Here is a 21,841-nt window from a genome sequence, read left to right as displayed (position 1 = left end):
TGGGATTGACGATGGAAAGCCAAACGATACGGATCCGGCTCAAGGCCTTCGATCACCGTCTGCTCGATCAATCGACCGGCGAGATCGTCAACACGGCCAGGCGGACGGGCGCGCAAGTACGCGGACCGATCCCGCTGCCCACACGGATCCGCAAATATACGGTGAACCGTTCGCCGCACATCGACAAGAAATCGCGCGAGCAGTTCGAGACCAGGACGCACAAGCGGTTGATCGATATCGTCGATCCGACTCCGCAGACGGTCGATGCGCTGGGCAAGCTCGACCTCGCGGCCGGCGTGCACGTCGATATCAAGCTGAAGGAAGAAGCGTGATGCGCACCGGTCTCATCGCCGAGAAAAAAGGCATGAGCCGCATCTTCGCGGAAGACGGCCGGCATCTGCCTGTGACCGTCTTGCAGCTCGATGCCTGCCAGGTTGTCGACAACCGGACGACCGAACGCGACGGCTACACCGCGGTCCAGCTCGGCCACGGCACGGCGAAGGCGAAGAATGTCACCCGCGCCATGCGCGGCCATTTCGCGAAGGCGAAGGTAGAGCCGAAGCGCCGGCTCGTCGAATTCCGGGTCAGTGAAGAGAATCTGGTCGAGGTCGGCGCAGAACTCTCGGCCGAGCATTTCGTGCCGGGCCAGTTTGTCGATGTCGCCGGCGTAACCATCGGCAAGGGATTTGCCGGTGCGATGAAGCGGCATAATTTCAGCGGTCTGCGGGCGTCCCACGGCGTTTCAGTTTCGCACCGGGCGCACGGCTCGACCGGTCAGTGCCAGGACCCCGGCAAAGTGTTCAAGGGCAAGAAAATGGCCGGCCATATGGGCACGCAACGCCGCTCGGCCGTCAGTCTGGAGATCGTCGCGACCGATGCCGCCCGTGGCCTGATCATGGTCAAGGGTGCGGTGCCCGGCGCCAAGGGCAGCCTGGTCGAAATACGCGATGCCCGGAAGAAGGCCGCGCCGGACAATCTGCCGGTACCCGCCGCGATCCTGGATGCCGCCGCGCCGGCCGATGCTTCGGACGGCGAAGGCGCCGACCCCGCCGAAGGGGGCGCAGACTGATGGCCATCGAGATCAAGTCTGTCGACATGGCGGCCAAGGCTGCGGGAAAGGTTACGCTGGACGAAAGCGTCTTCGGTCTGCCGGTGCGCGCGGATATTCTGCACCGGGTGGTGCGCTGGCAGCTCGCCAAGCGCCGAGCCGGGACGCACAACACGCGGGGTATGGCCGAGATCAAGGGAACCAGCCGCAAGCCTTGGAAACAGAAAGGCACAGGCCGCGCCCGCGCCGGCAATCTGAAGGCGCCACAGATGCGCGGCGGCGGCGTGGCTTTCGGGCCGAAACCGCGGAGCCACGCCCAAGCCCTGCCCAAGAAGGTCCGAAAACTCGGCCTCAAGATGGCGCTTTCGGCCAAACAGGCGGAAGGCCGGCTCGTGGTGCTGAAGGCGGCGTCATTGAAATCCGGCAAGACCCGGGATCTGGCGACCAGACTCGAAAAACTCGGCTGGTCGCGACCGCTGGTGATTACCGGAGCGGAGGCCGACGACGGCTTTGTGCGCGCCGCACGCAATCTGCGGAGCGTCGATCTGCTGCCCCAGCAGGGCGCCAATGTCTACGACATCCTGCGTCACGACACGCTGGTCCTGACGGCGGATGCGGTGGAAGCGCTGGAGGCGCGCCTGAAATGAGCTGGAAGTATCTTAATAAGGCGAAGCCGCCCAAGGAGCGGATGTACGACATCATCCGGGCGCCGGTGGTGACGGAGAAATCTTCCTCCGGTTCGGAGAACGCCCAGGTCACCTTCCGCGTGGCCATGGATGCGACCAAGCCGGAAATCAAGGCCGCGGTCGAAGGGCTTTTCGGCGCCAAGGTAAAGCGCGTCAACACCCATGTCCGCAAGGGCAAGGAAAAGATGTTCCGGGGCCGCAAAGGCCGGCGCAACGACGTGAAGATAGCCGTGGTTACCCTGTTGGGCGATCAGGCTATCGACATCACGACCGGCGTCTGACCGGCATCGGGAACTGACGGAACGGGACGGAACGATGTCGCTGAAACACTACAAGGCCATGACGCCGGGCCAGCGCGGCCTGGTGCTTGTCGACCGGTCCGGCCTGTACAAGGGCAAACCGGTCAAGCACCTGACCGAAGGAAAGAGCCAGAAGGGCGGCCGCAACAATGCCGGGCGGATTACGGCGCGCCGGCGCGGCGGCGGCCACAAGCAGCGCTATCGCGTCGTCGATTTCAAGCGCACGAGGGAAGGCCGGGCGACGGTCGAGCGGCTGGAATACGATCCGAACCGCACCGCCTTCATTGCGCTCATCCGTTACGCGGACGGCGAGCTTTCCTACATCCTGGCGCCGCAACGCCTGGGAGTTGGCGATTCGGTGGAATCCGGCCTAGGCGCTGACATCAAGCCGGGCAATGCGCTGCCGCTGCGCAATATTCCCGTCGGCACTATCGTCCACAATGTTGAGATGAAGGTCGGCAAGGGCGGGCAGATTGCACGCGCCGCCGGTGCTTATGTCCAGCTGGTCGGCCGGGACAGCGGCTATGCCCAGTTGCGTCTGGCGTCGGGCGAAATGCGCATGGTGCGCCAGGAATGCATGGCGACGGTCGGCGCCGTCTCCAATCCGAACAATCAGAACACCAACCTCGGCAAGGCCGGCCGCAACCGCTGGAAGGGCAAGCGCCCGTCGGTGCGTGGCGTTGCCATGAACCCGGTCGATCATCCGCACGGCGGCGGCGAGGGCCGCTCGTCCGGCGGACGCCATCCCGTCACGCCGTGGGGCAAGCCGACCAAGGGCCGGCGCACCCGCAGCAACAAGGCGACAGACAAATACATCATCCGCAGCCGTCACGCGCGGAAGAAGCGGTAGGAGAGGACAGTGACGCGTTCAGTCTGGAAAGGGCCGTTCGTCGACGGCTACCTGCTGAAGAAGGCGGAGAAATCGCGCGAATCCGGTCGCAACGAGGTCATCCGGACCTGGTCGCGCCGGTCGACGATCCTGCCGCAGTTCGTTGGCCTGACCTTCGGCGTGCACAACGGCCACAAGTTCATTCCGGTGCTCGTCACCGAAAACATGATCGGCCACAAGTTCGGCGAGTTTGCGCCGACCCGGACCTATTACGGACACGCTGCCGACAAGAAGGCGCGCAGGGGGTAGCGGACGATGGGTAAAGCCAAGGCCGAACGGCGGCTCGAAGACAACCAGGCCAAGGCTGTGGCGACGCGGTTGCGCGTCAGCCCGCAGAAGCTGAACCTGGTCGCCGCCCTGATCCGGGGCAAGAAAGCCGAGAAGGCGGTCACCGATCTTGCCTTCTCGCGCCGGCGGATCGCAGGCGACGTCAAGAAGGTGCTGGAATCGGCAATTGCCAATGCCGAGAACAACCACGGCCTCGATGTCGACCAGCTGTGGGTCAAGGAGGCCTTTGTCGGCAAGGGCCTGGTCATGAAGCGCTGGAAGGCGCGGGCGCGCGGCCGCGTCGGACGGGTGAAGAAGCCGTTTTCGAAGTTGACCGTGATCGTCGAAGAGCGCGAGGAGGCCTGATCGAATGGGTCAGAAAGTAAGCCCGATCGGCATGCGCCTGGGCATAAACCGGACGTGGGAATCGCGCTGGTATGCCGACGGCGACTATGCCGAACTGCTGGAGCAGGACCTGGCGCTCAGAGATCATCTCAAGCGCCGGCTGTCGAGTGCGGCTGTCTCGAAGATCGTGATTGAGCGCCCGGCGCGCAAGCCGCGTGTGACGATCCATACGGCGCGTCCCGGCGTCGTGATCGGCAAGAAAGGCGCCGACATCGAGAATCTGCGCCGGGAAGTCTCCCGGATGACGGGCGACGATGTCAGCCTGAACATCGTCGAAATCCGCAAACCGGAAATCGAAGCGCAACTCGTCGCCGAGAATGTGGCGCAGCAGCTTGAGCGGCGGGTCGCATTTCGCCGGGCGATGAAGCGTTCGGTGCAATCGGCGATGCGCTTCGGCGCCGCCGGTATCCGCATCATCTGCGGCGGCCGGCTGGGCGGCGCGGAAATCGCCCGCGCCGAGCGCTACCACGAGGGCCGGGTGCCCCTGCACACGCTGCGTGCGGACATCGACTATGGCGAAGCCACGGCCCAGACGACCTACGGCACCTGCGGCGTCAAGGTGTGGGTCTACAAGGGCGATATCATGGAACACGATCCGCAGGCCCAGGAACGCCGCGCCCTGGACCTGCAGACCGCGGGCCGAAACTAGCCGACGGGAGCGGGAAGGATGCTCAGCCCCAAACGGACTAGGTTCCGCAAGCAGCACAAGGGCCGCATTCACGGCTTTGCCAAAGGCGGCACGCAGCTGAATTTTGGCGCCTACGGCCTGAAGGCGACGTCTCCGGAGCGCGTCACGTCGCGCCAGATCGAGGCGGCACGCAGGACAATCACCCGCCATATGAAGCGTGTCGGCAAACTGTGGATCCGCATTTTCCCGGATCTGCCGGTCAGTCAGAAGCCGGCGGAAGTCCGCCAGGGAAAGGGCAAGGGATCGCCCGAATACTGGGCGGTGCGCGTCCATCCGGGCCGCATCATGTTCGAGCTCGATGGCGTGCCGGAAGATGTCGCGCGCCGGGCCTTCGAACTGGCTTCGGCCAAGCTTCCGGTCAGCACCCGGTTCGTCAAGCGGCTGGAAGAGGAGTAGGGGCCATGCACGCCGGCGATCTCCGCCCCAAGTCCATGGATCAGCTGAACGAGCAGCTGGAGGACCTGAAAAAGGAGCAGTTCAACCTGCGCTTTCAGGCGGCCAGCGGCCAGCTCGAAAACACCGTGCGGGCACGCGAAGTCCGGCGAGACATCGCGCGGGTCAAGACGATCATGAACGAAAAGCGGCGCGCGGCGGGCGCCGCCGCAGGGAGTTGAGGCAGATGCCGAAACGCATACTCCAGGGCGTCGTAGTAAGCGACGCTGCGGACAAGACCGTGATCGTGCGGGTCGAGCGCCGGATCATGCATCCGCTCTACAAGAAGTTCATCCGCCGCTCGAAGAAATTCATGGCGCATGACGAAAGCAATGCCTGCAAGACGGGCGATCGCGTGTCGATCCAGGAATGCAGGCCTTATTCGAAACGCAAAACCTGGCAGGTTCTGGCCGGCGACGCCTGACGGCGGAGCACGGCTTGAATTCGGGAGACCGAAACCATGATCCAGATGCAATCCAGGCTGGAAGTCGCGGACAACAGCGGCGCGCGCAAGGTGCAGTGCATCAAGGTGCTCGGCGGCTCGAAGCGCAGGTCGGCTGGCGTTGGCGACGTCATCGTCGTGTCGGTCAAGGAAGCGATTCCGCGAGGCCGTGTGAAGAAGGGCGACCTGCATCGTGCCGTGATCGTACGAACCGCGAAGGAAGTACGCCGGGACGACGGCACGGCGATCCGGTTCGATCGCAACGCCGCCGTGCTCATCAGCAAGACTGGCGAGCCGGTCGGCACCCGTATCTTCGGTCCGGTAACGCGCGAACTGCGCGGCAAGGGCTATATGAAAATCATCTCGCTTGCCCCGGAAGTGCTTTAGGGCACCGGCGGAAGAACGAACGGTCGGAAGGAACGGTCGAGACCATGGCTGTCAAGATCAGGCTGAAGAAGGGAGACCGGGTGGTCATCACCGCCGGCAAGGACAAGGGCAAGACCGGCGACATCACCAGGGTCATCAAGGGGAGCAAGCCGGGGGATCACCGCGTCGTCGTAGGCGGCGCAAACATGGTCAAGCGGCACACCAAGCCGACCCAGATGAATCCCGGCGGCATCGTCGAGCGCGAAGCGCCGATTCACATTTCGAATGTGGCGATGGTCGATCCGAAGGATTCCACGGCGACGCGGGTCGGCTACACCTTCCTGGAAGGCGGCCGGAAAGTGCGCTTTGCCAAGCGATCCGGCGAGATCATCGACCGGTAGCGGCGAGCGGAAGGAGCGACCGGATCATGTCTTCGCCAAGACTGTACGAGCACTACAAGAGCTCGGTGCGGGACCAGTTGAAGCAAGCCTTCAACTACACCAACCCGAACCAGATTCCGCGTCTGGAGAAGATCGTTCTGAATATGGGCGTCGGCGAGGCGACCCAGGACCGGAAAAAGATCGACGGCGCCGTGGACGACATGACCCGGATCTCCGGCCAGAAGCCGCTGGTGACCCGCGCAACGCGATCCGAGGCTGGCTTCAAGTTGCGCGAGGGCATGACGATCGGCGCGAAAGTGACGCTGCGCCGGATACGGATGTACGAATTCCTTGACCGGCTTGTGACCATCGCCCTGCCGCGGGTGCGCGACTTCCGCGGTCTCAGCCCGAGAAGTTTCGACGGCCGGGGCAATTTCGCGATGGGCATCCGCGAACAGCTTGTGTTTCCGGAAATCGACTACGACAAGACCGACACGATCCGCGGCATGGACATTGTGCTGGTCACGACGGCGCAGACCGACGAAGAGGCGCTGGTACTGCTAAAGGGCTTCAACCTGCCCTTCCGCGCCAGCTAGGCAACGCAGGAACGAGATCCGACGATGGCGAAAAAAAGCGCAATCGAAAAAAACGACAAACGGCGCCGGCTGGTGGCGAAGTTCGCGGGCAAACGCGCCGCGCTCAGGGCGATGGCCAAGGATGCCTCGCTGCCCCCGGAAGAACGCTTCAAGGCGCGGCTGAAGCTGAACGAATTGCCGAAGAACGGCGCGGCGACCCGCGTGCGCAATCGTTGCGCCGTAAGCGGCCGTCCGCGCGGCTACTACCGCAAGTTCGGCATCTCGCGCATCGCGCTCAGGGAGCTCGGCTCGAAGGGCCAGCTTCCGGGCGTCGTCAAATCGAGCTGGTAGGGGCCGGACCATGGCGATGAGCGATCCTCTCGGCGATCTGCTGACCCGTATCCGCAACGGTCAGCGCGCCTCCAAAGCCAGCGTCGTGTGTCCCCACTCGACGCTGAAGATGAATGTCCTGCGCGTGCTGAAGGACGAAGGCTATATCCGCGGCTACAGCGAACGCGAGGTCCGCAAGGGCATCAGGGAAATCGTCATTGAGTTGAAGTATCACGAGGGAACTCCGGTGATCCGCGAGATCGCACGGATCTCCACGCCCGGCCGGCGGGTCTACTCGGCAATCAAGGATTTGAACCGGGATCGCGGCGGATTGGGCACAAAGATCCTGTCCACCGGACGGGGCGTCTTGTCGGACAATGCCGCCCGCGAGGCCAATGTGGGCGGAGAGGTGCTCTGCCGGGTCTTCTGATCGCGGCAGGAGCGGAACGAGAAGGACGGAACGGAACAAGCCATGTCGCGGATCGGCAAGGAACCGGTGAAGATTCCGAGCGGCGTCGACGTCAAGATCGACGGCCTGCTGGTGACCGCCAGGGGCAAGCTGGGTGAAGAGAGCTTCCGGCTGACCGACGACGTGATCGTCAGCCAGCAGGACGGCGCGCTGTCCGTGTCGCCGGCCAACGACGGCAAACGGGCGCGCACCATGTGGGGCACGACGCGCAGCCAGCTGCAGAACATCGTCACCGGCGTGTCGGAAGGTTTTACCTACAATCTGGACATCCAGGGCGTCGGCTATCGCGCCGCCGTACAGGGCAGGACCCTCAATCTGCAACTCGGCTACAGCCACGATATCGACTATCCGATCCCGGACGGCGTCAGTGTTTCGGTCGAGCGCAATGTGGCGATCGAGGCCAAGGGTACGAACAAGGCCGTGATCGGGCAGTTCTGCAGCGAAGTGCGCGCGTTCCGGCCGCCCGAACCTTACAAGGGCAAGGGCGTGCGCTACCGCGGCGAATATGTCATGCGCAAGGAAGGCAAAAAGAAATAGGCGCCGGTTTCCGGTCGGCGGATTCCGGGCCGTCTGTTTCCCGATTTTTGGCGAGAAGCGACACACGATGGCAAGCAGAGAGAAAAAACTGTTTGCGCGCCGCAGGCGCCGCAACCGGCATGCAATCCGGAAGAAGGCGAATGGACGTCCGCGCCTGTCAGTCTTCCGCTCCGGCAAGCACATCTATGCCCAAGTCATCGACGATCTGACGGGAGAGACCAGGGCCTCGGCCTCGACCGTCGAGAAGGATGTCAGGAGCACGATCGGGAACGGCGCCAACATAGCGGCGGCCGAAGCCATCGGTCGGCTGGTGGCGGAGCGCGCATTGAAGGCCAAAGTCGACTCCGTGGTCTTCGATCGCGGCGGCTACATCTATCACGGCCGGGTCAAGGCGCTGGCGGAAGCCGCGCGCGAGGCCGGTCTCAGATTCTAGGGGACGGTAGTCGAATGGCTCGAGAGAACAGGCGGGATGACCGCCGCCGTGGCGGCGGGGACGACCGGGAAGAGAACGAGTTTGTCGAGAAACTCGTCAGCATCAACCGGGTCGCCAAGGTTGTGAAGGGCGGCCGGCGGTTCGGCTTCGCCGCACTCGTTGTGGTCGGCGACGGCAAGGGCCGGGTCGGGCACGGCGCCGGCAAGGCGCGCGAGGTGCCGGAAGCGATCCGCAAGGCGACGGAGCAGGCCAAGCGCCAGATGATCCGGGTGCCGCTGCGCGAGGCGCGCACGTTGCATCACGACGTCAAGGGCCGTTACGGCGCCGGCAAGGTCGTGCTCCGGGCGGCGCCGGCGGGAACGGGTATTATTGCGGGCGGCCCGATGCGGGCGATTTTCGAGAGCATCGGAATCCACGATATCGTCGCCAAGTCGGTCGGCACCTCGAACCCGCACAATATGGTCAAAGCGACCTTCGATGCGCTGACGCAGATCCAGTCTCCGCGCGATGTCGCGTCGCGCCGGAGCAAGAAGGTCGGCGATATCGTCGGGCGCCGCCAGGACGGCGGCGAAGCCCGCGAATAGAACAACAACGCCCCGGAGCCGAAGTTCGGGGCGCCGGAGCAGGCGCGATGGCAGAGAAGAAGAAGACTTTGCGAGTAACCCAGACCGGCAGCCCGATCGGCCGCCCGAAGGATCAGCGCGCGACGCTGGTCGGCCTGGGTCTCAACAAGATGCACCGGACGCGCGAGCTGGAAGACACGCCGGCTGTGCGCGGCATGATCCGCAAGGTGCACCATCTGGTGCGCGTCGAGGACTGAAGCGCGAGCGGCGACCGGCAGGGCAGTTGGCCCGGCCGGCAACAGCGGGTTTGGAACGATGAAACTCAACGAACTGGCCGACAACAAGGGCGCGCGAAAGACGCGGACGCGGATCGGGCGGGGCATCGGCTCCGGCAAGGGCAAGACGGCCGGCCGCGGCCACAAGGGCCAGAACTCCCGCTCCGGCGTCTCGATCAGTGGCTTTGAAGGCGGGCAGATGCCGCTGTACATGCGCCTGCCCAAGCGCGGCTTCAACAACATATTCCGGAAGTCCTATGCGGCGGTGAATGTCGGCCGCTTGCAGCAGGCGATCGACGCCGGAAAACTGGACGCCGGCGCGCCTATCGATGCCGGCGCACTCCTGAAAGCCGGTGTGATCCGACGGCCGCTCGACGGCGTGCGCCTGCTCGGCCATGGCGAAATTTCCGCTGCCATCGAGATATCGATCTCGGGTGCAACGGGTGCGGCGGTCGCGGCGGTTGAAAGGGCTGGCGGCAAGGTCAATATCGAAGCTGCGGCGCCGAAGCCGGAAGGCAAGTTGCCGAAGAACGAGAAGAAGGCAGCGAAGCGGGCAGAGCGCGCCAGAGGCGGCAAGGCCGCCGCACCGGCGGAGTCGTGAGCCCGAAGCTCGTCACGCAGACGCGACAGGCAACCGGATGGCAGTGACCGACAGAATTGCGCCGAGCATGGGCTGGAGCGCGTTTTCGAAGGCGACCGACCTGAAAAAGCGCCTGTGGTTCACGCTGGGCGCACTGATCGTTTACCGATTGGGGACCTACATCCCGATCCCCGGCATCGATCAACAGATTTTTGCCGACATTTTCGCCCAGATCAATCAGGGCGGCGGCCTGCTGACGGTGCTCAGCACCTTTTCCGGCGGGGCGCTGGAGCGCATGACCATCTTTGCGCTCAACATCATGCCCTATATCTCCGCGGCGATTATCATCCAGCTCCTGACCGCCGTGTCGCCGAAGCTGGATCAACTCAAGAAAGAAGGCGAATCCGGCCGGAAAAAAATCAACCAGTATACCCGCTATCTCACAGTGCTCCTGGCGGCTGTCCAGGCCTACGGCGTTGCCGTCAGCCTCGAAGGCGCCAGTTCGAGCGCCGGCAACGCGGTCGCCAACCCCGGCATGTTCTTCCGTGCGACCGTCGTTATCACGCTGGTCGGCGGCACGATTTTCCTGATGTGGCTGGGCGAGCAGATCACGGCGCGCGGTGTCGGCAACGGAATTTCGCTTATCATCTTCGCCGGCATCGTCGCCAGCGGTCCTGCCGCCATGGCGCAATTGTTTGAGATGGGCCGCCGGGGCTCGCTGTCCGCTTTCGCGATCATCGCTTTCGTCGCCATGGCGGTCCTGGTTGTCGCCTTTGTGGTGTTTATGGAGCGGGCGCAACGAAGAATTGTCGTCCAGTATCCCAAACGGCAGCAGGGCAACCGGCAGATCGGCGGCGAGCAATCGCACATCCCGCTCAAGCTCAACACCGCCGGTGTGATTCCGCCGATCTTTGCGAGTTCTCTGTTGCTTCTCCCGGCAACGATCACCGGCTTTTCCGGGCAGGGCGGGCCGGAATGGCTGAACGTGGTGAATGCACTGATGGGACGCGGCCAGCCGTTGTTCCTGCTGATCTATATCGGCATGATTGCCTTCTTCACATTCTTCTACACGGCGATCGTCTTCAATCCGCAGGACACCGCGGACAATCTGCGCAAATATGGCGGCTTCATACCCGGAATCCGCCCGGGTAAGCCGACAGCCGACTATCTCGACCATGTGCTTACGCGAATTACCGTCGTCGGCGCGCTTTATCTGTGTGCAGTTTGCGCACTTCCCGAAGTGCTGATCACGCAATATGCGATCCCGTTCTATTTCGGCGGCACCTCGCTGCTGATCGTGGTCTCGGTGACCATGGATACGGTGGCGCAAATCCAGGGCCATATGCTGGCGCATCAGTATGAAGGGCTGATCCGAAAATCCCGTCTGCGAGGCAGAAAATCTTGAATATCGTTCTGATGGGCCCGCCCGGGTGCGGAAAGGGCACCCAGGCCCAGCGCCTCCAGGAAAGATTCGGGATGGTTCACCTGTCGACCGGCGACATGCTGCGCGCGGCGGCGGCAGCGGGCACCGAAGCGGGTCTCAGGGCCAAGGCGATTCTCGACCGCGGCGACCTTGTGCCCGACGACATGGTCGTCGGCATCATCGTCGAGCGTATCGAAGATACCGAAATCCGTGATAAGGGCTTCATTCTGGACGGGTTTCCGCGCACCGTCGCCCAGGCCGAGAAACTGGACGATGTCCTTGCCGACAAGCGGATCGATATCCATCACATTATCGAGATGCGCGTGGACGAGGCCGCCCTGTTCGCCCGAATCGAGAGGCGGGCGCAGGAAAGCGCCGGAGCCCGGGCGGACGACAACGCCGAAACCCTGAAAAAGAGGATCGTCGTCTATCGGCAGCAGACCGCACCGATTCTGCCATATTACGCGAAATCCGGCCGTCTGGAGACGGTCGACGGTATGGCTGCGATCGATGACGTAACGACGCAACTGGCGGCGATAGTGGAAAACAGCACCCGAACGCAAAGGCCTGCTGATTGACAGGCGAAGGCAGTAGCCTATATTCGCCATGGCTCCGGGGAATTTGCCCTTTCGGGGCCCATTTGTGCTTGCGCACACCGGATTCTTTTCAACTCCGAATCGAAGCCGGTACGGCCTTGAAGCGGCTGCGGCCTGGTAGGAGAAGGAGAGCGCACTTTGGCGCGAATTGCTGGTGTCAATATCCCGACCGGTAAACGGGTCGTCATCGCCTTGACCTATATCCATGGCATCGGCCCGGCCCATGCCCGGCGCATCGTCGAGACCGTGGGCGTACCGATGGAAAAGCGCGTGAATCAGCTTTCCGACGATGAGGTGGTGCGGATCCGCGAGACCATCGACCGGACCTTCCAGGTCGAGGGCGACCTGCGCCGCGAGACGGCGATGAACATCAAGCGGTTGATGGACCTCGGCTGCTATCGCGGCCTGCGGCACCGCAAGGGTTTGCCGGTCAGGGGCCAGCGCACACATACCAACGCGCGCACCCGCAAGGGCAAGGCGCGGCCGATCGCCGGTAAGAAAAAGTAACGACCGTCAAACGCGCCGGCAATGGCGCGTTTGCCCGATCCGGCTCAGCCCCGACCGATGCGAAAGGCCGGGGCATACCGGAAACCGCACGCAGGAGCAGTGGATGGCAAGTCCAACGACAGGGCGGGTTCGTCGCCGCGAACGGAAGAACATCACGTCCGGCGTCGCCCATGTGAACGCATCGTTCAACAACACGATGATCACGATCACCGATGCCCAGGGTAACGCAATTTCCTGGTCGTCGGCTGGCTCCCAAGGTTTCAAGGGATCGCGGAAGTCGACGCCCTACGCCGCGCAGATCGCCGCCGAGGACGCCGGCCGCAAGGCGCAGGAACACGGCATGAAGACCTTGGAAGTCGAGGTCAAGGGGCCGGGCGGCGGCCGCGAATCCGCGCTGCGCGCCCTGCAGTCGATCGGGTTCAACATTACCGCGATTCGCGATGTGACGCCGATACCACACAACGGCTGCCGGCCGCGCAAGCGCCGCCGGGTCTAGCATCTCCCGCCGAAGGGAAGTGCCGCCGCAGATCTGAACGAATGACGCGCCGGGCGACCGGCAGCTATGGGCTCTTGGTATGAACGTACAACAGAAGAACTGGACCGATATTATCAAGCCGAACGGTTTGGCGACCGAATTCGGCAGCGATCCCGACCGGCGAGCGACCATCATCGTTCAACCGCTGGAGCGCGGGTTCGGCCTGACCCTCGGTAACGCGCTGCGCCGGGTGTTGCTGTCCTCCCTGCAAGGCGCGGCGGTGACGTCGATCCAGATCGAGGGTGTGCTCCACGAATTTTCCTCAATTTCCGGCGTGCTCGAGGATGTCACTGACATTGTGCTCAACGTAAAGGCGCTGGCACTGCGCATGCATGGCGTGTCGGCACGCCGCCTCTCGCTGCGCGCGCAAGGGCCCGGCGCAGTGACCGCAAGCCAGATCGAGGGGGTCCACGACGTCGAAATTCTCAACCCCGATCATGTGCTGATGCATCTCGACGAGGATATCGAGGTCGTCATGGAAATGACCGTGGAGAGCGGCAAGGGCTATGTACCCGCGGTCCAGAACCGCGCCGAAGACTCTCCGATCGGCCTCATTCCGGTGGATGCCATTTTCAGCCCTGTCAAGAAAGTGTCCTACAAGGTCGAAAATGCGCGAGTCGGACAGGTGACCGACCTCGACAAGCTGTCCCTTACCGTCGAGACGAACGGCGCGGTTTCGCCGGAAGATTCCGTCGCCCTGGCAGCGCGCATCCTGCAGGATCAGCTGCAGCTCTTTATCAATTTCGAAGAGCCGAAGCAGATCGTCAGGGAGGAACAGGAAGGCGACCTGCCGTTCAACCGGAACCTGCTGCGCAAGGTGGACGAACTGGAACTGTCGGTCCGGTCGGCAAACTGCCTGAAGAACGATAACATCATCTATATCGGCGACCTTGTGCAGAAGACGGAAACGGAAATGCTGCGCACGCCGAACTTCGGCCGCAAGTCCTTGAACGAAATCAAGGAAGTGCTGTCGCAGATGGGGCTGGCTCTGGGAATGGAAATACTGGACTGGCCGCCGGAGAATATCGAAGACCTCGCCCGCAAGCTGGAAGAACCGTACTAGAGCGGGTCGCGCCAGAACACGTCGCGCTTGCCTTCGGTTTTCCGGCTGGGGCAGCAGGAACAGATCGGCCGACCGAGGCCGCCGGGGAGTTGGAGCCATGCGCCACAGACTAAGCGGCCGGAAGCTGAACCGGACGAGCAGCCACCGCAAGGCCATGTTCGCCAATATGGCGGCGGCGCTTATCAAGCACGAGCAGATCAGGACGACCCTGCCCAAGGCGAAGGATCTGCGCGGCGTTACCGACCGCCTTATCACGCTGGGCAAGCGCGGCGACCTGCATGCGCGCCGGCAGGCTCTGGCGGTGTTGAAGGACCGGGCGCTCACCGAAAAGCTGTTCGGTACGCTGGCCGAGCGCTACGCCTTGCGCCGGGGCGGATATACTAGGGTGCTGCGCGCCGGCTTCCGCTATGGCGATTCGGCGCCAATGGCGGTTATCGAACTGGTCGACCGCGACCCCGATGCGAGGGGGCAGGACAGTGGGCCGACCCAGGACGCCGAGGTGGCCGAGGCGGAAGAGAGCTAGGCGCCACGGCGCGGAACCGCTCCGGAATGTCCGTTCCGCCGCTGCGTGACGCTCGGGTCGGCGCCTTGACCGGGTGAATGCCGATGGCGCTTAGCGCGACGCCGCAGAATCCCCCTGGTTTGTTCGAAGGTCATGCGCCCCGGCCACTGGCCGACCGGCTGCGGCCGGAAACCCTGGAAGGTATCGTCGGACAGGACCACCTGATCGGCCCCGAAGCGCCGATCGGCCGGATGCTGGCGGCCGATTCCCTCGTATCGCACATCCTGTGGGGTCCGCCAGGCACCGGAAAGACGACCATCGCGCGCCTGGCGGCCGATCGGACGGCGCTTCATTTCGAGCCGGTTTCTGCCGTATTCTCCGGCGTCGCCGAACTGCGCAAGATATTCGAGGCGGCTCGACAGCGGCGGACCGGCGGGCAGGGCACGCTCCTGTTCGTCGACGAAATCCACCGCTTCAACCGGGCCCAGCAGGATGCCTTCCTGCCGGTTGTCGAGGACGGCACGGTCATCCTGGTCGGCGCGACGACTGAAAATCCGTCTTTCGAGCTCAATCCCGCGCTGCTTTCCCGCTGCCGGGTGCTGGTGCTGAACCGGCTTGACGACGCAGCCCTCGAATCATTGTTGGTGCACGCCGAATCCGTGGAACGGAAGCCGCTGAACCTCACCGCCGAGGCCCGCAGTGCTCTCAAGGCGATGGCTGACGGCGACGGGCGCTATCTTCTGAATTTGGCGGAAACCGTCTGGGCTGCGGATACCGCGGGCGATGTCGATACTGCGGCCTTGGCGTCGCTGGTCCAGCGCCGGGCGCCGCTCTACGACAAGGGGCAGGAAAGCCACTACAATCTGATCAGCGCTCTGCACAAGAGTCTGCGCGGCTCGGACTGCGACGCCGGTCTGTACTGGCTGGCCCGGATGCTCAGCGGCGGTGAAGACCCGCACTATATCGCCCGGCGGCTGACCCGGTTTGCCGTGGAGGATGTCGGCCTTGCCGACCCGAACGCGCTTACGCAGGCGATTGCGGCCTGGCAGGCCTTCGAGCGAATCGGTTCGCCCGAGGGCGAACTGGTTCTCGCCCAGCTCGTCATCTATCTCGCGTCGGCGCCGAAGTCGAACGCGGCCTACAAGGCTCTCGGCGCAGCCACGCAGAGAGCCCGCAAGACCGGATCGCTCGCCCCGCCGAAGCATATTCTAAACGCGCCGACCAGGCTGATGAAGGATCTGGGCTACGGCGCCGGCTATGCCTACGACCACGACGAGGAAGACAGCTTTTCGGGACAGAACTATTTTCCGGACGGTATGCCGCGGGAGGCCTATTACCGCCCGGTCGAGCGCGGCTTCGAGCGCGATATCCGCAAGCGGCTCGACTATTGGTCGCGCCTGCGTGCGCGCCGGGCACAAGCCGGCAACCCGGCGCCCGACGACACGGAAGAATGAAGGTCCTGCTTGCAGCCTCAGCCGCCGAATCGGCGCTGGATCGTTGGGCCGGGCGGCTGGCGGATCGTGCCGCGTCACGCTGAGTAACGATGCCTGTAACCCGGCACACCGTTGCGGAAACCGACGCCGACCAGCGGCTCGACCGCTGGTTCAGGCAGAAATTCCCGGAGTTGGGTCACGGCCGGCTGGAGAAACTTCTGCGCACCGGCCAGGTACGGGTCGACGGCAAACGGGTGAAGGCCGGGCACAGACTCTCTCCCGGCCAGGTGATCCGTATCCCGCCACTGGAGCTTGGGTTGCAGGACGCGGTCCCGGCGAGACGCCAGACAGAACGGCCGGCCGGATCGACGCGGGAAGACCGGAAATTCCTCGAGTCGATCGCACTGTATCGGGATGACGCCATTCTCGTCCTGAACAAGCCGGCGGGGCTGCCGGTCCAGGGCGGCTCCGGACAGATTCGACACCTCGATGGCATGCTGCAAAGCCTGAGACGCTCCGCCGAACCGCCGCGCTTGGTGCATCGGCTCGACAAGGATACCAGCGGCGTCATCGTCGTCGGCCTGACGCGGCAGGCGACCTCGGCGCTGGCCGCGGCATTTCGCGGCCGGGCGGTGCACAAGCTGTATTGGGCGGTCGTGGTCGGGACGCCGGAGCGGCGGCGCGGATTCATCGACCTCGCGCTTGCCAAGCGCGCGGGCCCGGCCGGCGAGCGGACAGTCGTCGGGGAAGACACCGGAACCGGCAGGAAAGCCGATGACACCCGCTCCGCACGAACCCGTTATGCGGTCATCGACCACGCGGCAAACCAGTTGACCTGGCTCGCCCTCATGCCGCTGACCGGCCGGACCCACCAGTTGCGTGCGCATTGCTCGGCGATCGGGACACCCATCCTCGGAGATGGCAAGTATGGCGGTAGCGCCGCGTTCGTCGCCGGCCTGTCGCGCCAGGTCCATCTGCATGCGCAGCGACTGGTCGCGCCGCATCCGGCAGGCGGATGGATCGATGTAGAAGCCGCGTTGCCGCCCCATATGTCAGAGACGTTCGATACGATGGGCTTCGACGCACGCGCAGACACCGATCCTTTCGGCCTCGGCGCGGTCGGAGAGTAGGGCGGAGGGACACGATGCGCTGGTTTCTGCGCGGTGCAATCGGTTTGGCGGTTGTCGCGATCCTCGTCGTCGTGGTCGCGGTCATTACTGTCGGTACAACCGATTTCACGGCCTACCGCGACGACATCGCCGCCGCTGTGGAGGACGCCACCGGTCGGACGGTCACGATCGGCGGCCGGATCGAGCAGATTATTCTGGCCTCATCGCCTTCGATTGGGTTGACCGACCTGGCCGTCGCCAACGCGGATTGGGGTTCGCGGCCGCAGATGTTGACGGCAAAACGCGCCGAAATCGAAATCGCCCTGCTGCCGCTGATTGGCGGCGTAATCAAGGTGACGCGCTTCCGATTGATCGGCGCAGACCTGCTGCTTGAGACGAATGCCGAAGGCGCAGCGAACTGGCTGTTTGCCGAAAGGGTCGGCGAAGATACCGGAACACCGTCCGAGGCGCCCGACAATACCGTGTCTTCCGCGGTGCCCGTCGTACCGTTGTTGAAGCATGTCCGGATCGAGGAGTCCGTCGTCACCTTCCGCGACGGCCGCAGCGGGCTGATCAGCAGGCTGCGGATCGACAAGGTCGCTGCGCGGGCGCCGACCTTCGAGAGCGCCATCGCCTTCAACGCCCGCGGCGCCTACAATGGCCTCGCTGTTGCCGCGGAAGGGACCCTCGGTCAGCTCGACGCCCTGTTCGGGCGGGTCCGGAATTACCCGGTGGCAGTAGCGCTGACTGTCGGGCGGAGCCGGTTGCGGGCTTCAGGCGCTGCCGATCTCTCCGGCCCCCTGCCGGAAATTTCAGGCAGCGTCGATGCCGAGTTGCTGGACCTCGACCAGATCGCGGCTGCAACCGGCCGGGGCGATGGCAAGCCTGAGCCAGCGAAGAGCGGGGCGTCGGGCGGGACCGCAACGCGGAACCCGGGCGGAGCGCCTGTCCTGTTCCCGGAAGACGAACTGCTGCTCGGCATTCTCGGCTTGGTCAACGGGAAAATCACGATCGGAATGAAACGGCTGGTCGTGGCGCGCAACGCATTCGACAAGGTGCGGGCTGAAGTTGCGCTCCGGGACGGCCGGGTGGCCGTGCGCAAATTCAGCAGCCGGCTGGCCAAGGGCCGGATTGCCGGCACTCTGCGGCTTGACATCGGCAGTCGGACGCCGAAATTTTCCGCGGATTTGTGGGCGTCGCGGATTTCCTCCGGTGCGGTGCTCCGGCAGGCGCTTGGTGAACCTCTGATCGACGCTCCGGTCGCTGCGCGCGCCCGGGTCACCGGCGCCGGACGTTCGGCACACGCCATTGCCTCGACGCTCAAGGGGCCGGTCACGGTGACGATCGGACGGGGGCCCGTCGCCAACCGCCTGTTCGACGTCGCAACGACCGATTTGCTGAAATTTCTGGCCCGGAAGCCCGGCGGGCTCCGGGTCGTTTGCGGCGAATTCGCATTGCAGTTCGATGGCCGCGGCGTCGGGCGGGGCAGACAGCTCGTGCTCGATACGAACAGGGTGACCTTTTACGGGCAGGGCGCCGTGAACCTAGGGCGCGAATCGCTGGATTTCCGCTTCGTTCCGGCCGGCAAGGGGGTTAGCCTGACCCGGCTGGCAAGCATTCTTCCGATTTCGGTCACCGGTTCCCTCACCGATCCGGACATATCGGTCGAAGCGACGGCTATCCCGAAACGCGCGGCAACCGAATTGCTCGGCTTTGTCACGCGACCATTCAGGGCAACGAAGGGCAAGAACGATGCCCGCCGGAGATGCGGGGCACGGGAGGCGGCCGAAACATCCGGCCGGGCGGAGAAACCCCGCGCCAAGAAAAGCAAATCGGGAGCCGGGCGTTTGCTGGACGACCTCAAGAAGCTCAACCCGTTTCGGGAATGAAACGATTTTACAGGGAGGCAGCCGTCGAGGAGTTTGACGGCGGCTGCGGAATTTCGCTCGATGGCCGGCCGGTTCGGACGCCGGCCCGCGCGGCGCTGCGCGTCCCGACTAAGGCGCTCGCCAGGGCTTTGTGCGAAGAGTGGGCCGCGCAAGGAGATCGGGTCGATCCTTTGTCCATGCCGCTCTCGCAGCTTGCGAACACGGCGGTCGACCGGATGCCGGACGCACGGCGGGAAACGGTCGCCGAGTTGATGCGATACGGTGAAACCGATCTCCTGTGCTACCGCGCCGAGCGGCCCGAAGCCCTGGTTGCCCGGCAGGCGGCGCTGTGGCAGCCGCTGCTGGACTGGCTGGAGCGCCGTCACGGAATCGCGTTGCGCGCAGTCGTCGGCATGCTCCCGCAGCCCCAGGACCCGCATGCGATTGCACGGTTGGAACGGGTGATCGTCGCGCAGGACAACTTCGCGCTCACCGCGCTGCAAATGGGGGCGACCGGCGCCGGATCCATCGTGATCGGTCTGGCCATCATGGAAGGCGAAATTTCCGCCGATGAGGCCGCCGCGGCGGCCTTTCTGGACGAGCGGCACCAAATCGAGCAATGGGGCACCGACGAGGAGGCCGAAGCGCGTCTGGCGCACGCGAGCGCCGATCTCGCCCTGGCATCACGGTTGGGCCATTTGCTTCGTGTCTGACCCGGCCGGCCGGGCGAAACCGCAACGGACTGGTCACGATCCGGGCAGGATGCTCTAATCCCGATCCGGCGCTCACCGATCGGGGCGGGAATTCAGTCATGCAGGAAATTCTTGCAGAACTTGGCAAACGGCGCGAAGCAGCGCGACTCGGCGGCGGCCAGAGGCGGGTCGACGCCCAGCACGCCAAGGGCAAATTGACGGCGCGCGAGCGGCTCGACGTGCTGCTCGATTTGGACAGTTTCGAAGAATACGACATGTTCGTCGAGCATCGCTGCGCCGATTTCGGCATGGAAGAACAGCGGGTGCCGAGCGACGGCGTGGTGACCGGCTGGGGCCGGATCAACGGCCGGGTCGTCTTCGTGTTCAGCCAGGACTTTACCGTCTTTGGCGGGTCGCTCTCCGAAGCCCATGCCGAGAAAATCTGCAAGATCATGGACCAAGCGATGAAGGTTGGTGCGCCGGTCATCGGCCTGAACGATTCCGGCGGCGCACGCATCCAGGAAGGCGTCGCCTCGCTCGCGGGCTATGCCGAGGTGTTCCAGCGCAACGTCATGGCGTCGGGCGTCATCCCGCAGATTTCCTGCGTCATGGGGCCGTGCGCGGGCGGCGCGGTCTATTCCCCGGCCATGACCGACTTCATCTTCATGGTCGAAGACAGTTCCTACATGTTCGTGACCGGGCCGGAGGTTGTGAAGACCGTCACCCACGAGGAGGTCACGGCCGAGGAACTGGGCGGCGCGATCACCCATTCCTCGAAATCCGGCGTCTCCGACATGGCCTTCGAGAACGATATCGAGGCCCTGCTGCAGCTGCGCCGGTTTGTCGATTTCCTACCGACGTCGAACCGGGAGGCGACGCCACAGCGCGATTGGGAAGATCCGGTCGACCGGCCGGAGCCTTCGCTGGATTCGTTGGTCCCGGACAATCCGAACAAGCCCTACGATATCAAGGAACTGATCCTGAAGGTTGCCGACGACGGCGATTTCTTCGAACTTCAGCCAGACCACGCCGCGAATATCGTCATCGGTTTCGGCCGGATGGCGGGGCGCACGGTCGGCTTCGTCGCCAACCAGCCGATGGTGCTGGCCGGTTGCCTCGATATCAACTCGTCGCGCAAGGCGGCGCGTTTCGTGCGCTTCTGCGACTGTTTCAACATCCCGATTGTGACCTTTGTCGACGTGCCCGGTTTTCTGCCCGGCACGGCGCAGGAGTATGGCGGCATCATCAAACACGGCGCGAAGCTGCTGTTTGCCTATGCCGAAGCAACCGTGCCGAAAGTGACGGTCATCACCCGCAAGGCCTATGGCGGCGCCTACGACGTCATGGCCTCGAAGCATCTGCGCGGCGACGTCAACTATGCCTGGCCGCAGGCCGAGATCGCCGTGATGGGGCCGAAAGGCGCGGTCGAGATCATTTTCCGCGAAGACCGGGACGACGCGGACAAGATCGAGGCGCGGACTGAGGAATACCGCCGCAAGTTCGCCAACCCCTTCATCGCCGGGCGCCGCGGCTTCATCGACGACGTGATCATGCCGCGCAGCACGCGCCGCCGCATCTGCCGTTCCCTCGACCTGCTGCGCAACAAGAAGCTGGAGAACCCGTGGAAGAAGCACGCGAACATCCCGCTGTAAAGCGGCCGAAAGAGAAGCGCCGCAGCTTGCCGGACGCTTTGTCGATGCCGGGATTGGCCGATATCGATTCGATCCGCCGCGGGTCCGTATCAAATGCAAAGTGGCCGATTTAGAGGGTTCGGCCGCGGAATCGATCGGTCCGATGCACCGAGCCGAACGAGATTAGCCGTCCCGCGCCATCGGCTTCGCCGTTTCAGCTGCCCCGCCCGAACGGAGCACGCGGGTTGAGCATCCGGCGCAAGGTCGAGCCCCGGTCGATGAAATGGTGCTTGAGCGCCGCGCCGGCGTGAACGGCGGCCAGAGCGACGCCGCCATAAGCCAGATAGTAGTGCAGCTCGATGGCAAGATCCCGCAGCTGCTCGGATTTTCCGAGCAATGCGGGAACATCAAACAGGCCGAACATGTCGATGCCGGCGCCCTCGGACGTCGAGATGACGTAGCCGGTCGCCGGCACAAGGATGATGAGCCCGTTCAGGAGCCAGTGCATGGCGGTCGCGCCAATGCGCTCGTGCCGCTTCAGATCCGCGGCCAGGGCAGGCTTCGGATCGGCCGGACGCCAGCCGAATTTCGCAAGGGCGAGCGCCAGGGCGACGATCCCGATCGCCTTATGAAGGGCGAGGGAATCGTTGTACCAAGGATCGTAGTAACTCAGTCCGACCATCCAAACGCCGAGCCCGACGAGCCCGACGAAGGTCAGGGCGAGGGCCCAGTGAAAGGAAATCGAAACCAGGCCGTAGCGGTTCCGGCCGTTCTTCCACATGGCGTGTTCCCCAAGGGTGGCGGAACGCCGGATTCCA

Annotated in this window: 32 protein-coding genes and 1 pseudogene; 32 read left to right on the top strand and 1 reads right to left on the bottom strand. The window is 64.2% G+C overall.

What is annotated here, in order from left to right; genetic code table 11:
• The first annotated feature begins 11 nt into the window (after positions 1 to 11).
• The 32 genes and pseudogenes from rpsJ to OXM58_02195 all read left to right on the top strand — a co-directional run bounded on the left by rpsJ (position 12) and on the right by OXM58_02195 (position 21,044).
• Positions 12 to 332, top strand: a complete 321-nt coding sequence (rpsJ, locus tag OXM58_02350) for a 30S ribosomal protein S10 (protein ID MDE0147188.1) — start codon at positions 12 to 14, stop codon at positions 330 to 332.
• Complete coding sequence (gene rplC / locus OXM58_02345) at positions 332 to 1,069, top strand: 50S ribosomal protein L3 (GenBank protein MDE0147187.1); 738 nt, start codon at positions 332 to 334, stop codon at positions 1,067 to 1,069. The genes rpsJ and rplC overlap by 1 nt, the downstream gene beginning before the upstream one ends.
• A complete protein-coding gene (rplD, locus tag OXM58_02340) occupies positions 1,069 to 1,695 on the top strand; it encodes a 50S ribosomal protein L4 (GenBank protein MDE0147186.1) in 627 nt (208 codons plus the stop codon). The genes rplC and rplD overlap by 1 nt, the downstream gene beginning before the upstream one ends.
• Positions 1,692 to 2,015 (top strand): 50S ribosomal protein L23, encoded by a 324-nt coding sequence (locus tag OXM58_02335; protein ID MDE0147185.1) that lies wholly within the window; start codon positions 1,692 to 1,694, stop codon positions 2,013 to 2,015. The genes rplD and OXM58_02335 overlap by 4 nt, the downstream gene beginning before the upstream one ends.
• A gap of 34 nt (positions 2,016 to 2,049) precedes the next feature.
• Positions 2,050 to 2,883, top strand: coding sequence for a 50S ribosomal protein L2 (rplB, locus tag OXM58_02330; protein ID MDE0147184.1), 834 nt, complete (start codon positions 2,050 to 2,052; stop codon positions 2,881 to 2,883).
• 9 nt (positions 2,884 to 2,892) lie between these two features.
• Positions 2,893 to 3,171, top strand: a complete 279-nt coding sequence (gene rpsS / locus OXM58_02325; protein ID MDE0147183.1) for a 30S ribosomal protein S19 — start codon at positions 2,893 to 2,895, stop codon at positions 3,169 to 3,171.
• A 6-nt stretch (positions 3,172 to 3,177) separates the two neighbouring features.
• Positions 3,178 to 3,555 (top strand): 50S ribosomal protein L22, encoded by a 378-nt coding sequence (gene rplV, locus OXM58_02320; GenBank protein MDE0147182.1) that lies wholly within the window; start codon positions 3,178 to 3,180, stop codon positions 3,553 to 3,555.
• A 4-nt stretch (positions 3,556 to 3,559) separates the two neighbouring features.
• Positions 3,560 to 4,243 carry a 30S ribosomal protein S3 gene (gene rpsC / locus OXM58_02315; protein MDE0147181.1) on the top strand — a complete coding sequence of 228 codons (684 nt, stop codon included), beginning with the start codon at positions 3,560 to 3,562 and terminating at the stop codon, positions 4,241 to 4,243.
• Positions 4,244 to 4,261: 18 nt separating this feature from the next.
• Entirely contained in the window at positions 4,262 to 4,678 is a 417-nt protein-coding gene (gene rplP, locus OXM58_02310) for a 50S ribosomal protein L16 (GenBank protein ID MDE0147180.1), read from the top strand.
• A gap of 5 nt (positions 4,679 to 4,683) precedes the next feature.
• A complete protein-coding gene (rpmC, locus tag OXM58_02305; GenBank protein ID MDE0147179.1) occupies positions 4,684 to 4,896 on the top strand; it encodes a 50S ribosomal protein L29 in 213 nt (70 codons plus the stop codon).
• Positions 4,897 to 4,901: 5 nt separating this feature from the next.
• The gene (gene rpsQ / locus OXM58_02300) at positions 4,902 to 5,138 is read left to right on the top strand and encodes a 30S ribosomal protein S17 (protein MDE0147178.1); all 237 of its coding nucleotides are present in this window, start codon (positions 4,902 to 4,904) and stop codon (positions 5,136 to 5,138) included.
• Positions 5,139 to 5,174: 36 nt separating this feature from the next.
• Positions 5,175 to 5,543, top strand: a complete 369-nt coding sequence (gene rplN / locus OXM58_02295) for a 50S ribosomal protein L14 (GenBank protein ID MDE0147177.1) — start codon at positions 5,175 to 5,177, stop codon at positions 5,541 to 5,543.
• 44 nt (positions 5,544 to 5,587) lie between these two features.
• On the top strand, positions 5,588 to 5,923 hold the full coding sequence (gene rplX, locus OXM58_02290; protein MDE0147176.1) for a 50S ribosomal protein L24: 336 nt from the start codon (positions 5,588 to 5,590) through the stop codon (positions 5,921 to 5,923).
• Between the two features lie 26 nt (positions 5,924 to 5,949).
• Complete coding sequence (rplE, locus tag OXM58_02285; GenBank protein MDE0147175.1) at positions 5,950 to 6,498, top strand: 50S ribosomal protein L5; 549 nt, start codon at positions 5,950 to 5,952, stop codon at positions 6,496 to 6,498.
• Positions 6,499 to 6,522: 24 nt separating this feature from the next.
• Positions 6,523 to 6,828, top strand: coding sequence for a 30S ribosomal protein S14 (rpsN, locus tag OXM58_02280; GenBank protein ID MDE0147174.1), 306 nt, complete (start codon positions 6,523 to 6,525; stop codon positions 6,826 to 6,828).
• A 10-nt stretch (positions 6,829 to 6,838) separates the two neighbouring features.
• Positions 6,839 to 7,237, top strand: coding sequence for a 30S ribosomal protein S8 (gene rpsH, locus OXM58_02275; GenBank protein MDE0147173.1), 399 nt, complete (start codon positions 6,839 to 6,841; stop codon positions 7,235 to 7,237).
• A gap of 42 nt (positions 7,238 to 7,279) precedes the next feature.
• The gene (gene rplF / locus OXM58_02270) at positions 7,280 to 7,813 is read left to right on the top strand and encodes a 50S ribosomal protein L6 (GenBank protein ID MDE0147172.1); all 534 of its coding nucleotides are present in this window, start codon (positions 7,280 to 7,282) and stop codon (positions 7,811 to 7,813) included.
• A 67-nt stretch (positions 7,814 to 7,880) separates the two neighbouring features.
• Entirely contained in the window at positions 7,881 to 8,246 is a 366-nt protein-coding gene (gene rplR, locus OXM58_02265; protein MDE0147171.1) for a 50S ribosomal protein L18, read from the top strand.
• A 14-nt stretch (positions 8,247 to 8,260) separates the two neighbouring features.
• The gene (gene rpsE / locus OXM58_02260) at positions 8,261 to 8,830 is read left to right on the top strand and encodes a 30S ribosomal protein S5 (protein ID MDE0147170.1); all 570 of its coding nucleotides are present in this window, start codon (positions 8,261 to 8,263) and stop codon (positions 8,828 to 8,830) included.
• A 47-nt stretch (positions 8,831 to 8,877) separates the two neighbouring features.
• Positions 8,878 to 9,066 carry a 50S ribosomal protein L30 gene (gene rpmD / locus OXM58_02255; GenBank protein MDE0147169.1) on the top strand — a complete coding sequence of 63 codons (189 nt, stop codon included), beginning with the start codon at positions 8,878 to 8,880 and terminating at the stop codon, positions 9,064 to 9,066.
• 58 nt (positions 9,067 to 9,124) lie between these two features.
• Positions 9,125 to 9,592: pseudogene (gene rplO / locus OXM58_02250) on the top strand (50S ribosomal protein L15).
• Between the two features lie 130 nt (positions 9,593 to 9,722).
• A complete protein-coding gene (gene secY / locus OXM58_02245; GenBank protein ID MDE0147168.1) occupies positions 9,723 to 11,069 on the top strand; it encodes a preprotein translocase subunit SecY in 1,347 nt (448 codons plus the stop codon).
• Positions 11,066 to 11,665 (top strand): adenylate kinase, encoded by a 600-nt coding sequence (locus OXM58_02240; GenBank protein ID MDE0147167.1) that lies wholly within the window; start codon positions 11,066 to 11,068, stop codon positions 11,663 to 11,665. Before secY ends, OXM58_02240 begins: the two co-directional genes overlap by 4 nt.
• 156 nt (positions 11,666 to 11,821) lie before the next feature.
• The gene (rpsM, locus tag OXM58_02235) at positions 11,822 to 12,190 is read left to right on the top strand and encodes a 30S ribosomal protein S13 (GenBank protein MDE0147166.1); all 369 of its coding nucleotides are present in this window, start codon (positions 11,822 to 11,824) and stop codon (positions 12,188 to 12,190) included.
• Between the two features lie 103 nt (positions 12,191 to 12,293).
• The gene (gene rpsK / locus OXM58_02230; GenBank protein ID MDE0147165.1) at positions 12,294 to 12,686 is read left to right on the top strand and encodes a 30S ribosomal protein S11; all 393 of its coding nucleotides are present in this window, start codon (positions 12,294 to 12,296) and stop codon (positions 12,684 to 12,686) included.
• A gap of 79 nt (positions 12,687 to 12,765) precedes the next feature.
• Positions 12,766 to 13,788: a DNA-directed RNA polymerase subunit alpha gene (locus OXM58_02225; GenBank protein MDE0147164.1), complete on the top strand. Its 1,023-nt coding sequence runs from the start codon at positions 12,766 to 12,768 to the stop codon at positions 13,786 to 13,788.
• 97 nt (positions 13,789 to 13,885) lie between these two features.
• Positions 13,886 to 14,311 carry a 50S ribosomal protein L17 gene (gene rplQ / locus OXM58_02220; GenBank protein ID MDE0147163.1) on the top strand — a complete coding sequence of 142 codons (426 nt, stop codon included), beginning with the start codon at positions 13,886 to 13,888 and terminating at the stop codon, positions 14,309 to 14,311.
• 83 nt (positions 14,312 to 14,394) lie between these two features.
• Positions 14,395 to 15,744, top strand: coding sequence for a replication-associated recombination protein A (locus OXM58_02215; protein MDE0147162.1), 1,350 nt, complete (start codon positions 14,395 to 14,397; stop codon positions 15,742 to 15,744).
• An 89-nt stretch (positions 15,745 to 15,833) separates the two neighbouring features.
• Complete coding sequence (locus OXM58_02210) at positions 15,834 to 16,853, top strand: RluA family pseudouridine synthase (GenBank protein ID MDE0147161.1); 1,020 nt, start codon at positions 15,834 to 15,836, stop codon at positions 16,851 to 16,853.
• 14 nt (positions 16,854 to 16,867) lie between these two features.
• On the top strand, positions 16,868 to 18,721 hold the full coding sequence (locus OXM58_02205) for an AsmA family protein (GenBank protein ID MDE0147160.1): 1,854 nt from the start codon (positions 16,868 to 16,870) through the stop codon (positions 18,719 to 18,721).
• Positions 18,718 to 19,413, top strand: a complete 696-nt coding sequence (locus tag OXM58_02200) for an ATPase (protein MDE0147159.1) — start codon at positions 18,718 to 18,720, stop codon at positions 19,411 to 19,413. Before OXM58_02205 ends, OXM58_02200 begins: the two co-directional genes overlap by 4 nt.
• A gap of 98 nt (positions 19,414 to 19,511) precedes the next feature.
• Positions 19,512 to 21,044 carry an acyl-CoA carboxylase subunit beta gene (locus OXM58_02195; protein MDE0147158.1) on the top strand — a complete coding sequence of 511 codons (1,533 nt, stop codon included), beginning with the start codon at positions 19,512 to 19,514 and terminating at the stop codon, positions 21,042 to 21,044.
• A 193-nt stretch (positions 21,045 to 21,237) separates the two neighbouring features.
• Here OXM58_02195 and OXM58_02190 read toward each other — a convergent pair whose 3' ends face one another.
• Positions 21,238 to 21,804: a cytochrome b gene (locus tag OXM58_02190; GenBank protein ID MDE0147157.1), complete on the bottom strand. Its 567-nt coding sequence runs from the start codon at positions 21,802 to 21,804 to the stop codon at positions 21,238 to 21,240.
• Positions 21,805 to 21,841: the final 37 nt, after the last annotated feature.

It is taken from the genome of Rhodospirillaceae bacterium (assembly GCA_028819475.1).
Lineage (GTDB): Bacteria > Pseudomonadota > Alphaproteobacteria > Bin65 > Bin65 > Bin65.
Note: the sequence above shows the minus strand (reverse complement) of the source record. Positions and strands in the feature narration are given on the sequence as shown.

Coding starts and splice junctions, on each gene's coding strand:
- rpsJ (MDE0147188.1), top strand. CDS start 12: ATGGAAAGCCAAACGATACGGATCCGGCTCAAGGCCTTCGATCACCGT.
- rplC (MDE0147187.1), top strand. CDS start 332: ATGCGCACCGGTCTCATCGCCGAGAAAAAAGGCATGAGCCGCATCTTC.
- rplD (MDE0147186.1), top strand. CDS start 1,069: ATGGCCATCGAGATCAAGTCTGTCGACATGGCGGCCAAGGCTGCGGGA.
- OXM58_02335 (MDE0147185.1), top strand. CDS start 1,692: ATGAGCTGGAAGTATCTTAATAAGGCGAAGCCGCCCAAGGAGCGGATG.
- rplB (MDE0147184.1), top strand. CDS start 2,050: ATGTCGCTGAAACACTACAAGGCCATGACGCCGGGCCAGCGCGGCCTG.
- rplV (MDE0147182.1), top strand. CDS start 3,178: ATGGGTAAAGCCAAGGCCGAACGGCGGCTCGAAGACAACCAGGCCAAG.
- rpsC (MDE0147181.1), top strand. CDS start 3,560: ATGGGTCAGAAAGTAAGCCCGATCGGCATGCGCCTGGGCATAAACCGG.
- rplP (MDE0147180.1), top strand. CDS start 4,262: ATGCTCAGCCCCAAACGGACTAGGTTCCGCAAGCAGCACAAGGGCCGC.
- rpmC (MDE0147179.1), top strand. CDS start 4,684: ATGCACGCCGGCGATCTCCGCCCCAAGTCCATGGATCAGCTGAACGAG.
- rpsQ (MDE0147178.1), top strand. CDS start 4,902: ATGCCGAAACGCATACTCCAGGGCGTCGTAGTAAGCGACGCTGCGGAC.
- rplN (MDE0147177.1), top strand. CDS start 5,175: ATGATCCAGATGCAATCCAGGCTGGAAGTCGCGGACAACAGCGGCGCG.
- rplX (MDE0147176.1), top strand. CDS start 5,588: ATGGCTGTCAAGATCAGGCTGAAGAAGGGAGACCGGGTGGTCATCACC.
- rplE (MDE0147175.1), top strand. CDS start 5,950: ATGTCTTCGCCAAGACTGTACGAGCACTACAAGAGCTCGGTGCGGGAC.
- rpsN (MDE0147174.1), top strand. CDS start 6,523: ATGGCGAAAAAAAGCGCAATCGAAAAAAACGACAAACGGCGCCGGCTG.
- rpsH (MDE0147173.1), top strand. CDS start 6,839: ATGGCGATGAGCGATCCTCTCGGCGATCTGCTGACCCGTATCCGCAAC.
- rplF (MDE0147172.1), top strand. CDS start 7,280: ATGTCGCGGATCGGCAAGGAACCGGTGAAGATTCCGAGCGGCGTCGAC.
- rplR (MDE0147171.1), top strand. CDS start 7,881: ATGGCAAGCAGAGAGAAAAAACTGTTTGCGCGCCGCAGGCGCCGCAAC.
- rpsE (MDE0147170.1), top strand. CDS start 8,261: ATGGCTCGAGAGAACAGGCGGGATGACCGCCGCCGTGGCGGCGGGGAC.
- rpmD (MDE0147169.1), top strand. CDS start 8,878: ATGGCAGAGAAGAAGAAGACTTTGCGAGTAACCCAGACCGGCAGCCCG.
- secY (MDE0147168.1), top strand. CDS start 9,723: ATGGCAGTGACCGACAGAATTGCGCCGAGCATGGGCTGGAGCGCGTTT.
- rpsK (MDE0147165.1), top strand. CDS start 12,294: ATGGCAAGTCCAACGACAGGGCGGGTTCGTCGCCGCGAACGGAAGAAC.
- OXM58_02225 (MDE0147164.1), top strand. CDS start 12,766: ATGAACGTACAACAGAAGAACTGGACCGATATTATCAAGCCGAACGGT.
- rplQ (MDE0147163.1), top strand. CDS start 13,886: ATGCGCCACAGACTAAGCGGCCGGAAGCTGAACCGGACGAGCAGCCAC.
- OXM58_02215 (MDE0147162.1), top strand. CDS start 14,395: ATGGCGCTTAGCGCGACGCCGCAGAATCCCCCTGGTTTGTTCGAAGGT.
- OXM58_02210 (MDE0147161.1), top strand. CDS start 15,834: ATGCCTGTAACCCGGCACACCGTTGCGGAAACCGACGCCGACCAGCGG.
- OXM58_02205 (MDE0147160.1), top strand. CDS start 16,868: ATGCGCTGGTTTCTGCGCGGTGCAATCGGTTTGGCGGTTGTCGCGATC.
- OXM58_02200 (MDE0147159.1), top strand. CDS start 18,718: ATGAAACGATTTTACAGGGAGGCAGCCGTCGAGGAGTTTGACGGCGGC.
- OXM58_02195 (MDE0147158.1), top strand. CDS start 19,512: ATGCAGGAAATTCTTGCAGAACTTGGCAAACGGCGCGAAGCAGCGCGA.
- OXM58_02190 (MDE0147157.1), bottom strand. CDS start 21,804: ATGTGGAAGAACGGCCGGAACCGCTACGGCCTGGTTTCGATTTCCTTT.